Source organism: Exiguobacterium sp. s149, from assembly GCF_018618395.1.
GTDB lineage: Bacteria > Bacillota > Bacilli > Exiguobacteriales > Exiguobacteriaceae > Exiguobacterium > Exiguobacterium chiriqhucha.
This window is the reverse complement of record NZ_JACSLZ010000001.1, coordinates 150,635-163,043: the sequence shown is the minus strand read 5'-3', so window position 1 is coordinate 163,043 and position 12,409 is coordinate 150,635. Positions and strand designations below refer to the sequence as shown.

Sequence of the window (12,409 nt, the reverse complement as noted above, 5' to 3'; positions counted from 1 at the left end):
TGTACGTCAATCTTTTTTGAATCGAGGAGGAATTTTGTGATGGGAACGCTATGGGTTAACGGAAAGATTTATACGATGAACAAAGAGCATGAACAAGCTCGTGCCATGTACGTGGAGCACGGCCGGATCTTGAAGATGGGGGAAGAAGGCCACCTTCGTCGTACATACGCCGGAAGAATCAAGCAAATTGTGAATCTTGAAGGGAAGAGCGTCTATCCGGCGTTCACCGACTCACACATCCACTTGATCGGGTACGGGGAAGCGCTCGACCGGATCGATGCGACCGAGACGACGGACTTGCAAGCTCTGCTCGAATCGATGAAGCAAAAGGGTGGAAACGACGATTGGATCGTCGCGGAAGGGTTCAATGACCGTCTGCTTGGCGAGATGCCGACGCGTGAGATGATTGATGCCGTTATTCCGGACCGCCCCGTCGTCTTGAAACGGGTCTGTCGCCACGTTGCCGTCGTCAACTCGAAAGGGTTGGAACGGCTCGGCTTGATTCATCATACCGTCATCGAAGGCGGGAAGCTCGGACGCGATGCGGACGGCAAGTTGAACGGGGTGCTGTACGATGCGGCGCTCGACCTGCTCCACAAAGAGCTGGGCGGGAATCGCGAGAAAAATGTCGCCTCGCTCCACCGGGCCATCGACTCTCTGTTCGCCCACGGCATCGTCAATGCCCATACGGAAGACTTGTTCTATCACGGTGACCCGCTCGAGACGATTCAAGCGTATGAAGACGTGTTGGCGGACCTCCCGTTCCACGCGCATCTGCTCGTCCATGAACAAGTCGTCGATACGTTGATTCGTCACGATGCGCTCGCCAAGCGCCCGCGTTTTGATTTCGGGGCGATGAAATTGTTCGTCGACGGATCGTTCGGGGGACGGACGGCCCTCTTGTCGGAACCGTACACGGATGATCCGGCACAGCGGGGAATCGAGGTCCATCGTCCGGATCATCTCGAGGCGCTTGTCAAAAAGGCGCGGTCCTACGGGATGAACGTGGCGGCCCACGTGATTGGGGACGCCGCCGCCGAACAGTTCATCACGCTGCTTGAGAAATATCCGGCCAAGCGCGGGACGAGAGACCGAATCATTCACGCCTCACTCTTGAACGACGCGCTCTTGAAACGGATTCAAGCGTTGCCGGTGTTGATTGATGCCCAACCGATTTTCTTGTCGGACGACATGAACTTGTTGTTCGACCGGCTCGGCAACGACCGCGTCGATGACGCCTACCGCTTCAAATCGATGCTCGATACGGGAGCGCTCGTCCTTGGAGGCAGTGACGCCCCGATTTCTACCGTCGATGTACGGAAAGGTTTGTATGCGGCGGTCACCCGTCAGTCATTTGAGGAGTCAGGGGCGCTCAACCCGCCGGAACGCCTATCGATGTATGAGGCGCTCCGTAGCTTCACGTATGCACCACGTGTCGCCACAGGCACACACGGACGCGACGGCTTGTTGATTCAGAGCTATAACGCGACGTTCACGGTGTGGGAAGAGGACTTCTTCGACCTGCGTGGACGCGACATCCTCGACAATCGACTCGTCATGACGGTCGTCGAGGGGACGCCGGTATACGAGGCCAATGTCGTCAACGCATAAGGAAAGGCTAGCCATCCACGAGGGACGGCTAGCCTTTTGTCGTTTAGAAAAATGAACGCTGGACTTTGTGCCAGAACGAGTTGTTTTTCAGTTTGACGGTCTTAATGACCTGATCAGAAAGTTCGATATCGATGCGGTCTGTATATTTCAAGCTGAGCGCCTCGTTGTCCATGCCGATAATCGGATAGTCGTTCCCATCCTCAACGATGCGGAGCGAGAGTTTGCGCGAGTCGTGCACGATGAACGAAGAGCCGAGCGTGCGGTAACGATTGTTGTTCACCGAGGCGATCTCGCTCACTTGCATACATGGGATGAGCGGATCGACGATAGCGCCGTCGAGTGATTTGTTGTACGCTGTCGAGCCGGTCGGTGTCGAGACGACCATGCCGTCGCCGCGGAACGTCTCGAAATGGAGGTCGTCGATGTACACTTCGATGGCGAGCGATTTGATGATACTCGACTTGATTGAGGCTTCGTTCAAACAAAGCATCGGAGTCGATTCATTGATGGATGCCGACAAGAGCGGGTATTTCCGCACCTCGAGACCGGCTTCGATACGGGCGCTGTTGTCCGAGAACAAGCGATCGACTTCGTCGAGTTTATGTATATCGAAATCGCAATAAAACTCGTTCAAGCCGCGGCCAAACCCGACGTAAATGGCATCTTGACGGAATCCCGTATAGCGGACAGCCTGCAAGAACGCGCCATCTCCCCCGATGGCGACGATGATGTTGGCGTCTTCAGGGCGATTGACGACGTTGAAGCCGTATTTCTCACCGATTTCGATTAATTTTTTTACTTCTTTTGTAAAGTCGTTGACGTTACGATGGTACAAAAAAACGTTGTTTCTCATCCTAGTCATCCCCTTTGTCAATTGAGTCTCTTTCATTATACAGCGTTTTAGACGCTCGATATAGGGAAAATCACAATCAGGCCGTCTGAGGCAGGATGCTTGTCATCGAGACGGCGCCATCGCTATGATGAAGAAGTATAAATCATGCAAAAGGGGATGAAACGATGCCAACATTTAAAGGCAATACCGTTACACTGCAAGGGAACCCGGTCAAAGTCGGAGATACTGCACCGGACTTTACAGCGCTCACGACGGCACTTGAAGAGGTGACGCTCGCGTCATACCCAGGCAAGAAATTGATTAGTGTCGTTCCATCGATCGACACAGGTGTCTGTGACACGCAAACACGCGCATTCAACGAGAAGGCGTCATCGCTCGGCGGTACCGTCTTGACGGTGTCAAACGACTTACCGTTCGCACAGCGTCGCTGGTGTGCGGCGTCAGGACTTGATAATGTCGTCATGTTATCGGATCACCGCGACCAATCGTTCGCGAAATCGTACGGCGTATTGATGGAAGAACTCCGTCTTCTCGCACGTTCGGTATTCGTCATCGACTCGGCCGGTACGGTCCAGTATGTCCAGTACATGGATGAGATGACAGAGGAAGTTGATTTCGATGCGGCGCTCGAGGCGTTTGACGCTGCGAACTGATTCGCTTGGCGAAACGACCACGAATCGCTTACACTAATAGAAGTGAACCGACCGGCTCTCCACAAGAGGGCCGGTTTTGTATGGAAAGGATGATCGAAGATGGAACGATTTGAACAACTGTATCGGGATTGGAAGAAAGAAGCGAAGAAGCTGACGACAGACCTTGACTTATTGCCGCTCGAGGCATTGATTGAAGTGTTTGAGCGAGTCAATGTCGAACAGGAGAAAACGGATGATGTCCGCAAAGCCGTCAGTCTGCTCGTCCTCGAGGAGACGACGACACTCCCGCCGAACCATCAACCGACACCGGACGCCGTCAGCCTGTTCATCGGGTACTTGGCGACGAAGCTCGTCAAGGACGGGGCGAACGTGCTGGAACTCGGCAGCGGAACGGGCACGCTCGTCCACGCCGTGTTGACACAATTGAAAGATGCCACCGCGCAGGCGGTTGAAGTCGACGAGACGATGCTTCGCCTGTCGTACGCAATCAGCAACTTGCTCGGTAAGCCGGTTTCGTACTTCCATCAAGACGCACTCGCACCGCTATTCGTCGAGCCGAGCGACTTAGCGCTCGTCGATTTGCCGATCGGCTATTATCCGAACGACGACATGGCATCCGGCTACGCCTTGAAACGGGATGAAGGCCATTCTTACTCGCACTTCTTGTTGATCGAGCAGGCGATGCGTCACTTGAAACCAGGCGGTCACGGGATCTTTGTCATCCCGAACAATTTGTTTGAACAGGATGACGAAGGGAAATTAAAACAGTGGATGGACCGTGAGGCCGTCGTCAAAGGTGTTCTTCAATTGCCGACGACGATGTTCAAAGATGAGCGGTATGCGAAAAGCCTATTGATGTTACAAAAGCTTGGGGAAGGCGTCAAACGCCCGAAACAAGCACTCCTCGTCGAGTTGCCATCGTTCACGGATGTACGTGCTGTTGCCAATATTGTGAAACAGATTGATGATTGGTTTAAAACAACATAATTTTTATTGGGCAAAAGACTTGAAAAACATATGCCATATCAAGTATCTTCATTATGATACAGTTATCGGTTTTTAAGAGAACAGATAAAGACTCGTGTTTAAATCGAAAGGTAAGAGGTGTATGACATGACAAAAATTATGGCAGTCAACGCAGGTAGTTCGTCATTAAAGTTCCAACTTCTCGAAATGCCATCTGAGAAGATGCTCGCCGTCGGGCTCGTCGAGCGTGTCGGAAAAGAAGATGCGATCTTCACGATTAAATATGGCGAAGGACAAAAGTTCCATATCGTCACACCGCTTCATTCACATAAAGAAGCGGTCGAGCTCTCGCTCGAAAAATTGATTGACCTTGATGTTATTCAGTCGTTCGACGAAATCGCAGGCGTCGGTCACCGTGTCCTTCATGGAAAAGAGTTGTACGCGGATTCGGTCGTTATCGACGATGAAGTCATGAAGAACATCGAATCGTTCGTCGAACTCGGACCGCTCCACATCCCGCCAAACTTGACGGGGATTCGTGCGTTTCAAACGATTTTACCGAACGTACCGCAAGTCGCGGTCTTCGACACGGCGTTCCACCAGTCGATGCCAGAAGAGAACTTCTTGTACAGCCTTCCGTATGAGTACTACACGGAGCACGGCGTCCGGAAGTACGGTTTCCACGGAACGAGCCACAAGTACGTCACGCAACGTGCGGCAGAGCTTCTCGGTCGTCCGCTTGAAGACCTTCGTTTAATCTCGTGCCACCTCGGTAGCGGTGCTTCAATCGCAGCGGTTGCCGGTGGTCGTTCGATCGACACGACGATGGGCTTCACGCCACTCGAAGGAATCACGATGGGAACACGCTCGGGATCACTTGACCCGGCCCTCATCCCGTTCTTGATGCAGAAGACTGGCAAGTCGGCTGAAGACGTATTGAACGTCATGAACAAAGAGTCAGGTGTCTACGGTCTCTCGGGTATCTCGAGTGACTTGCGTGACATCGAGCAAGCAGCGGCTGAAGGCAACCACCGTGCCGAAGTCTCGCTCAAAATCTTCTCGAACCGCATCCACGGTTATATCGGTCAATATGCGGCAGAGATGAACGGTGTCGATGCGATCATCTTCACAGCTGGTGTCGGAGAAAACTCTGACGTCATCCGTGAGCGCATCCTTCGTGGCCTTGAGTTCATGGGCGTCTACTGGGATCCATCACTCAACAACGGAGCACGTGGCAAAGAGTTGTTCATCAACTACCCGCACTCACCGGTCAAAGTCATCATTATCCCGACGAACGAAGAATTGGTCATCGCACGCGATACTGTTCGCATCGCCAACCTCGTCGAATCACACGTTTAAGCTGTTACAGCGTCCGTTCCGGATTCATCCGGCACGGGCGTTTTTTAGTGCTTTTGGCATACGGCACGAGATGGTTTTGTGACGATGGACCGAATCGAAAGTGATTGTTTGTAACATTTGGCGTAAGAAAACATGGTTTCCGTAACAAAGCAGATATATTTATTCCTTTAATTGGGAATTGATATGACGAAACCTAAAGAATTTTATTTAAACCGTCATCCAGGCTTAAAGGATGACGGTTTTGTAATGTAATCGTAACTTAGCTGACACTCAAATGAATTTTAGTTGTAAACGCACGGTCATGCGATTCGTCATATAGTTATCTGGACGAAACATTCCGTAATCGATACGACATGTTTCAACTGGAACAGCACCACAGATTCGACAACACGAACTTACTACGAACAAACCGACTAGGAGAGGACAAACCACATGCTCAAAAAAATTGGAACGGTCTTACTACTGACGGTCATGACACTCGCTATGCTCTTACCCCAACAACAAGTTGAGGCGTCTTCAAAAGTATACGTACAAAGCCAAGTCAACGGATTGAACGTCCGCTCGGCAGGGACGCTCAGCGGTAAAGTGATTGGGAAGATCAATAAAGGACAACAACTTCAGCGTACTGGCTCAAAAGGAGCTTGGATTCGCGTCAACTATAAAGGGAAAACGGGTTGGGTCTCTGCTAAATACTTAAAAGCAGTAAAGAAATCTGCGAAGTCGGTAGCAAAAACCAGTATGAAGTCTAAAACGTATAAAATGAATGCTTCAGCTTACACACCATATTGCAAAGGATGTTCAGGCGTTACGGCGCTAGGCTGGAACGTACGTGCGCAAAAACGTAACGTCATCGCTGTCGATCCGCGCGTCATCCCGCTTGGTAAGAAAGTACAAGTATATGTCGCAGGAAAGTTGATGGGCACATATACAGCGGCTGATGCAGGCGGCGCCATCAAAGGTAACAAAATCGACATCTTGATGTACTCGCAAAGTGCGGCTCTTAAATTCGGTCGCAAAACAGTGACTGTCAAAGTGTTATAATACGTGAACGAGGGGCTATCGCATTTGCGGTGGCCCTTTTTTTGATTCGCTGAAACGGATTGCACCGGATGAAGATCGAGGTGTGGCGACTTGAGTAGAAGGAAATTGAATGGTTGTCGAGAAGACCGTATGCAGGTTGAAAGGGGGGAAGGTGACGTGGAGACGACTTACAGTGCATTGATCTCATATGTAAAAGATATTCAGCACCTCAATCAAAGCAGTGCCGCCGCGCTGCTAGTCCTGCAAGACGATCGCATCGTGTTCGAACATTATGACGGCTTCCATTCGAATCATGATTCAAAAGTGGTTGACGTCAATTCGATGTTCAACGTCGCTTCGGCCCGTAAAAGCTATTTGGGACTGGCGATTGCCTATGCGTTGTATGAAGGAAAGATTCGGCATCTCGATGATTTGGTCTCTGATTATTTTGACGAGTATGACGTGGGCACGTTTCGAGGGACGACGATTCGGCATTTGGTCACGCACTCGCACGGATTGAACCAGGATGAGACGGGTTTGGTATTTCGTGAGTTCGATGCAGGTGAGGGATGGGCATATCAGGGTGTGAACGTCGAAATCGTGACGAATTTGTTTAAACGGTTGTACGGATATGATTTCACTCACTTATTAAGAGAGCGGGTGTTTCAGCCGATGGGACTCTCACGAACGGAATGGGCGACTCGTGCGGCACCGAGTCTTGTCAAAGTCGTGGACGTTCCTGACGAGGAAGCGTCGTATAAGTTGTATCCTTTTGATGATGGGATGGGGTCGAATCTACATACGACTGCGCGAGAATTCGCTGCATGGGGCAATCTTCATTTGAATAACGGACGTCATCGAGGCGTTCAGATTGTGCCGGAAGAAGTGATTCGTCTCGCGACCTCGATTCAAAGTCCCGAGTATGCCAATTCAACGTTCCCGACAAACGGGCTGTTCTGGTATGTCCAAGGCGTGCCGAAAGCGTGGAGCGAACTAGGGGAGGCTGTACCGACAGGGTCGTATCAAATCCTCGGGAACACCGGACCATTGCTATTGGTCATTCCCGCCTATCGAGCCGTCGTTGTCAGGATGTATAACAAACGCTATAACTATGGGGGCGACCGCTATCTCGATTATCTTCGCGAGTTCAGCAATCTGGCGGCTGAGACGCTTCGGCCGACCGACAACCCGATACCATAAGCAACTCCACACGAAAGGGCCAACGCGTGCGCGCTGGCCCTTGGTTTGTTATTGGCGGACAATGAGAACGTCACACTTCGAGTAGCGGACGATGCTTTCAGAGACGCTACCGATGAAGAAGCGTTCGACGGCGTTCAACCCGGTTGCTCCACAGATGATGAGATCAATGTCGTGATTCGGTGCGATTTTTTTAGCGATCGTCACTTTCGGAGAGCCGTACTCGATGACCGTCTCCACTTCTTTGACACCTCGTTCTTTCGCGCGATTGACGTAGTCCTCGAGCAGTTCTTTCGCATACGTCTCAGCACGCTCGGTAATCGTCCGGTCGTACGCTTCAACCGTGGCGAATGTCCGTGTATCGATGACGTGTCCGATATACAGTTTGCCATCGTTTCGAAGTGCGACGTCGATTGCTGTTTCAAATGCACGTTCGGCCTCTTTCGAGCCGTCGACGGCAGATAGAATATGTTTGTAGACAATTGCCATGTAAATCCCAACCTTTCGCTTGAAATGTACGTGCGGCTTACATGTATAGTATACCACTTCTGCTTCAATTCACGCCCGGTTCTTTCAGAAATGTGTGAAATTTTCACAACTTTCTGATGGAACAGGTTGAAGTTTGGAAATGGGCAAGCGGAACGGGTAAGATGATACAGAGGAGGGATGACGATGAAACATGTAGTCATCACGGCCGGTGCGAAAGGGATCGGCCGCATTGTGACGGAACGATTATTGGAGGAAGGTTGGCACGTCAGTGTATTGCAGCGGAAGCCGATCAATTGGCAACATGAACGGTTACATATGGTCGAGGCCCCGTTGACGGACCGCGAAGCTGTTCTGAGTGGCTATGAAGAGGCGGTGGCCAAATTCGGAGAGCCGGACGCGCTCATCTTGAACGCCGGGCCTTACATCTTCGAACGGAAGTGTCTCGTCGATTTGACGGACGAGGAGTGGGACGAGGTCATCAGCGGCAATTTGTCAGCCTCGTTTTGGCTGATGCGCCGGGCTATCCCGAGTATGCGGGCAAAACGATTCGGCCGCATCATCACATATGGCTTCCCGGAGAGTGGGACGGCACCGGGCTGGGTTCATCGGTCGGCTTTCGCGGCCGCCAAAACCGGGCTCGTCAGTTTGACGAAATCGGTCGCACTCGAGGAAGCGGCACACGGCATCACAGCCAATATGATTAACCCGGGCAATATCGTCGGCGCGCAAAAAGAAATGCGAATCGAAGCGGCCGAACCGGACGACCAGACCCCGGTCGGACGACACGGGACGGGCGAAGACATCGCCCGCATGATTCTATTCCTGCTCGCCCGCAATTCCGATATGGTCACAGGTGCCATCATCGATGTGACCGGAGGCGTCAACGTCGTCCATCAATACCGAAAATAAGGGGGAAACCGCATGAAATTGGCCATGTTGACCGATATCCATGGAAACGTCCAAGCGCTCGACGCGGTGCTGGCCGAGCTCGATTGCCAGCAGGTCGACGAGATTTGGAGTTTGGGCGATATGATCGCGATGGGGCCCGACTCGAACGAAGTGATGGCGCGTCTGCTCGACCGTGGTGTACACTTGATCACCGGCAACCATGATGAGGCCGTCTTATCGCTTATGGCCGGGACGGGTCACCCCGACAGTTATGCCCATACCCGTCCGCATCATGAGTGGGTGGCGCGCACGCTCAGGCCTGACTATGCGGACGCGCTCTTCAAGTTGCCGCGTACGATTGAACGCGTTGTCGAGGATACGCGGGTATATGGGATTCATTATCATATCCCGAGCGAGAAGCGGGACGTGCCGATCACCAAGGAGCCGTTCCATGACATCGTCGAGGCGACGCTCTCGAACATGTAGTCGCTGTACGGGTCTTATGAAGCGGACGTCATCTGTTTCGGGCACCATCATCCGGAGCATGTGTTCCATGACGACACGAAACATTATTTCAATCCCGGTGCGCTCGGTGTCGCCCGTGACGATTTGGCCCGTTACGGCATCCTCGAGTGGGATCAGACAGGCTTCGCCATCCATCCGCAGTCGGTCCGTTATGACAAGCGGGCATTTCTGGAAACGATGGAACGGAATGATGTGCCGCAACGTGACGTCATGTTCAGACTCTTTTATTGACCGTGAAAAAGACCAGCCGCGTACGGCTGGTCTTTTTTGTGACTCAATTGATTTCTTGGAGCGTCTTCGGGTAACTCGTCAACAAGATCGGACCATTCTCGGTCATGACGATATCGTCCTCGATGCGGACGCCGCCGACGCCAGGGAGATAAATTCCTGGTTCGACGGTGAACGTCATCCCGACTTGGGCCGTCATATCATTGTTAGCAGCCATCGACGGGAATTCGTGCACCTCGATGCCGATTCCGTGTCCGACGCGATGCGTAAAGTATTCGCCGTAGCCGGCCGACGTGATGACTTGGCGAGCCGCAATGTCGATTGACCCGAGCGTCGTCCCGACGTTCGCCATCTCGATGGCGGCTTCTTCGGCCTTAAGGACGGTCTCATAAATTTCACGTTGCTTCGTGCTCGCTTCGCCGTAGACGACGGTACGCGTGATATCCGAGGCATAGCCTTGCCAAATGACACCGAGGTCGAACAAGGCGAAGTCGCCTTTCTTCAAGCGGTTATTGCCGGGTACGCCGTGCGGATCGGCACTGTTCTCGCCGAACAAGACGAGTGTGTCGAACGACATCTCGCGGACACCTTGTTTCTTCATCGCATATTCGATCTCGGCGATGACCTCGAGCTCGGTCACGCCTTCACGCAAGGCGCGAATTCCTGCCTCAATCGCCATATCAGCGAGTTCGGCGGCGCGTTTCATCAGGCGGACCTCGTCCGGAGACTTGATCATGCGAAGCGCCTGAAGCTCTTCGGTCAAGTCGATGATCGAGAGACCGGCAAAGCCGGCCCGGAGCTGTTCGACACGGTTGTAGGTCAAATGCTCGCCTTCAATCCCGATGCGCTCGGGGATAATCTGTTGGTCGAGGAACAGTTTGACGACTTTGTCCCATGGATTTTCGTGGTCCATGTACGTGACGATATCGCCATTCCAGTCGCTCGCCTCGACAATGCCTTTTTCAAGTGCCGGACAGACGAGAGCGGTCGTGCCGTTCTTTAAGACGAGGATGGCGATGAGCCGCTCATGTGCCTCGGCATATACTCCCGAAAAATAAAAGACCGATGCTTTCGACGTGACAAAAGCAGCGTCTAACCCTTTAGTGGCCAAAGATTGTGCAATATGGTTGGTTCGTTGATTCAACTCGTTTCCCTTCCTTCTCGTTCATTGGCGTTCTGTTTCATTATACCGTTTTCCAAAACGGAAAGGAAATGTCACATTTTCAGTAGTACAGTTTGAAGAAGGAAGACTGATACAGTATACTGAAGATGACAGAAAATGTATTGAGGAAAGGGACTCGTGACATGACAACAAAACATGAACAGATCATAGCACATATCGAGTCGCTCGATGTCGGATCTAAAATTTCGGTCCGCCAAATCGCGAAGGAATTGGCAGTATCAGAAGGAACGGCGTATCGGGCCATCAAAGAAGCGGAGAATTTAGGCTTCGTCTCGACGATTGAACGGGTCGGCACCATTCGCATCAAGCGTAAACATAAAGAGAATATTGAGAAGCTGACGTTCGCAGAAGTCGTCAATATCGTCGACGGACAAGTGCTCGGTGGCCGAGACGGGCTCCATAAAACGCTCTCGAAGTTCGTCATCGGGGCGATGAAGCTTGAGGCGATGATGCGATATATCGACGTCGACTCACTCGTCATCATCGGAAACCGGGAAAAGGCGCATGAACTTGTGCTCCAGTCCGGTGGCGCCGTGTTGATCACGGGGGGATTCGACACGACCGATGAAGTGAAACGAATGGCCGATAAGTATCACATGCCGGTCATCTCGACGTCGTATGACAGTTTCACCGTCGCGACGATGATCAACCGGGCCATCTATGACCGCTTGATTAAAAAAGAGATTCTACTCGTCTCGGATATCGTCATCCCGCTGCACGACACGTTCTATTTGAAAGTGGACGATACGGTCAAACGGTGGCACGAACTGAACGAACGGACGAAACATAACCGTTATCCCGTCATCGACGAGCAGATGAAAGTCGTCGGCGTCATCACGGCGAAAGACTTGCTCGACCGTCCGCACGACACCGAAATCGAGAAAGTGATGACGAAGAGCCCAATCACGGTCGGCGTTCAGACGAGCGTCACCAATGCGGCTCACCAAATGGTTTGGGAAGGCATCGAGATGCTCCCGGTCGTCGACAACTATGGCCGTCTGCTCGGTATCATCAGCCGCCAAGACGTGTTGAAGGCGCTCCAACTCGCCAACCGCCAACCGCAAGTCGGCGAGACGTTCGACAATATGATCACGAACCAGTTGAAAGAAGACCCAGCTTCGAACGGGACGGCGTTCACCGTCGAGGTCGCGCCACAGATGACGAGCCACATGGGGACGGCATCGTCAGGGGTGTTGACGACGTTGCTCGTCGAAGGAGCGACCCGCAGTCTACGTCATATGAAAAAAGGCGACCTCGTCGTCGAAAATATTACGGTCTACTTTATGAAACCGATTCAAATCGAGAGCCAAATTCGCGTCTCGGCCAACGTGTTCGACCTTGGCCGGAAGTTCGGGAAAGTCGATGTCGAGATGACACAAGGCACCCAACTCGTCGCCAAGGCGCTCGTCACAGCGCAATTGATTGACCGCTAACAAA

General features: G+C 52.3%; 13 protein-coding genes. 10 read left to right on the top strand and 3 right to left on the bottom strand.

What is annotated here, in order from left to right:
* Positions 1 to 39: 39 nt before the first annotated feature.
* Positions 40 to 1,611 (top strand): amidohydrolase, encoded by a 1,572-nt coding sequence (locus KNP81_RS00825; protein WP_214717539.1) that lies wholly within the window; start codon positions 40 to 42, stop codon positions 1,609 to 1,611.
* Positions 1,612 to 1,654: 43 nt separating this feature from the next.
* Here the strand turns inward: KNP81_RS00825 and KNP81_RS00820 are convergent, their stop codons facing one another.
* Positions 1,655 to 2,473, bottom strand: coding sequence for an NAD kinase (locus KNP81_RS00820; protein WP_031199840.1), 819 nt, complete (start codon positions 2,471 to 2,473; stop codon positions 1,655 to 1,657).
* Between the two features lie 155 nt (positions 2,474 to 2,628).
* Here KNP81_RS00820 and tpx point away from each other — a divergent pair, with 155 nt between their 5' ends.
* The 5 genes from tpx (at position 2,629) to KNP81_RS00795 (ending at position 7,662) form a co-directional block, all read left to right on the top strand.
* Positions 2,629 to 3,117: a thiol peroxidase gene (gene tpx, locus KNP81_RS00815; RefSeq protein ID WP_021065603.1), complete on the top strand. Its 489-nt coding sequence runs from the start codon at positions 2,629 to 2,631 to the stop codon at positions 3,115 to 3,117.
* Between the two features lie 99 nt (positions 3,118 to 3,216).
* On the top strand, positions 3,217 to 4,104 hold the full coding sequence (locus KNP81_RS00810) for a class I SAM-dependent methyltransferase (protein WP_058764001.1): 888 nt from the start codon (positions 3,217 to 3,219) through the stop codon (positions 4,102 to 4,104).
* Between the two features lie 126 nt (positions 4,105 to 4,230).
* Positions 4,231 to 5,442, top strand: a complete 1,212-nt coding sequence (locus KNP81_RS00805) for an acetate kinase (RefSeq protein WP_214717537.1) — start codon at positions 4,231 to 4,233, stop codon at positions 5,440 to 5,442.
* Between the two features lie 432 nt (positions 5,443 to 5,874).
* Positions 5,875 to 6,483, top strand: coding sequence for a 3D domain-containing protein (locus tag KNP81_RS00800; protein WP_214717535.1), 609 nt, complete (start codon positions 5,875 to 5,877; stop codon positions 6,481 to 6,483).
* A 129-nt stretch (positions 6,484 to 6,612) separates the two neighbouring features.
* Positions 6,613 to 7,662 (top strand): serine hydrolase domain-containing protein, encoded by a 1,050-nt coding sequence (locus KNP81_RS00795; RefSeq protein ID WP_214717533.1) that lies wholly within the window; start codon positions 6,613 to 6,615, stop codon positions 7,660 to 7,662.
* Between the two features lie 48 nt (positions 7,663 to 7,710).
* On the opposite strand, the gene KNP81_RS00790 is transcribed toward KNP81_RS00795, so the two are convergent.
* On the bottom strand, positions 7,711 to 8,148 hold the full coding sequence (locus tag KNP81_RS00790) for a universal stress protein (RefSeq protein ID WP_021065608.1): 438 nt from the start codon (positions 8,146 to 8,148) through the stop codon (positions 7,711 to 7,713).
* Between the two features lie 183 nt (positions 8,149 to 8,331).
* Between KNP81_RS00790 and KNP81_RS00785 the strand changes: the two genes are divergently transcribed.
* Genes KNP81_RS00785 through KNP81_RS15190 form a run of 3 tightly spaced genes read left to right on the top strand, consistent with a single transcriptional unit; the run spans position 8,332 to position 9,792 of the window.
* Entirely contained in the window at positions 8,332 to 9,057 is a 726-nt protein-coding gene (locus KNP81_RS00785) for an SDR family oxidoreductase (protein ID WP_214717531.1), read from the top strand.
* Positions 9,058 to 9,069: 12 nt separating this feature from the next.
* Positions 9,070 to 9,522: a metallophosphoesterase family protein gene (locus KNP81_RS15195; RefSeq protein ID WP_251130218.1), complete on the top strand. Its 453-nt coding sequence runs from the start codon at positions 9,070 to 9,072 to the stop codon at positions 9,520 to 9,522.
* A 60-nt stretch (positions 9,523 to 9,582) separates the two neighbouring features.
* Positions 9,583 to 9,792, top strand: a complete 210-nt coding sequence (locus KNP81_RS15190) for a hypothetical protein (protein WP_251130217.1) — start codon at positions 9,583 to 9,585, stop codon at positions 9,790 to 9,792.
* Between the two features lie 43 nt (positions 9,793 to 9,835).
* On the opposite strand, the gene KNP81_RS00775 is transcribed toward KNP81_RS15190, so the two are convergent.
* The gene (locus KNP81_RS00775) at positions 9,836 to 10,933 is read right to left on the bottom strand and encodes a M24 family metallopeptidase (protein ID WP_214717529.1); all 1,098 of its coding nucleotides are present in this window, start codon (positions 10,931 to 10,933) and stop codon (positions 9,836 to 9,838) included.
* 161 nt (positions 10,934 to 11,094) lie between these two features.
* Here KNP81_RS00775 and KNP81_RS00770 point away from each other — a divergent pair, with 161 nt between their 5' ends.
* Positions 11,095 to 12,405 carry a DRTGG domain-containing protein gene (locus tag KNP81_RS00770; protein ID WP_021065612.1) on the top strand — a complete coding sequence of 437 codons (1,311 nt, stop codon included), beginning with the start codon at positions 11,095 to 11,097 and terminating at the stop codon, positions 12,403 to 12,405.
* The last annotated feature ends 4 nt before the right edge of the window (positions 12,406 to 12,409 follow it).

Excerpts from the sequence above, each read along its gene's own strand:
- KNP81_RS00785 (WP_214717531.1), top strand. The coding sequence starts at position 8,332 with ATGAAACATGTAGTCATCACGGCCGGTGCGAAAGGGATCGGCCGCATT.
- KNP81_RS00820 (WP_031199840.1), bottom strand. The coding sequence starts at position 2,473 with ATGACTAGGATGAGAAACAACGTTTTTTTGTACCATCGTAACGTCAAC.
- KNP81_RS00795 (WP_214717533.1), top strand. The coding sequence starts at position 6,613 with ATGCAGGTTGAAAGGGGGGAAGGTGACGTGGAGACGACTTACAGTGCA.
- KNP81_RS00825 (WP_214717539.1), top strand. The coding sequence starts at position 40 with ATGGGAACGCTATGGGTTAACGGAAAGATTTATACGATGAACAAAGAG.
- KNP81_RS00805 (WP_214717537.1), top strand. The coding sequence starts at position 4,231 with ATGACAAAAATTATGGCAGTCAACGCAGGTAGTTCGTCATTAAAGTTC.
- KNP81_RS00770 (WP_021065612.1), top strand. The coding sequence starts at position 11,095 with ATGACAACAAAACATGAACAGATCATAGCACATATCGAGTCGCTCGAT.
- KNP81_RS00790 (WP_021065608.1), bottom strand. The coding sequence starts at position 8,148 with ATGGCAATTGTCTACAAACATATTCTATCTGCCGTCGACGGCTCGAAA.
- KNP81_RS15195 (WP_251130218.1), top strand. The coding sequence starts at position 9,070 with ATGAAATTGGCCATGTTGACCGATATCCATGGAAACGTCCAAGCGCTC.
- KNP81_RS00810 (WP_058764001.1), top strand. The coding sequence starts at position 3,217 with ATGGAACGATTTGAACAACTGTATCGGGATTGGAAGAAAGAAGCGAAG.
- KNP81_RS00800 (WP_214717535.1), top strand. The coding sequence starts at position 5,875 with ATGCTCAAAAAAATTGGAACGGTCTTACTACTGACGGTCATGACACTC.
- tpx (WP_021065603.1), top strand. The coding sequence starts at position 2,629 with ATGCCAACATTTAAAGGCAATACCGTTACACTGCAAGGGAACCCGGTC.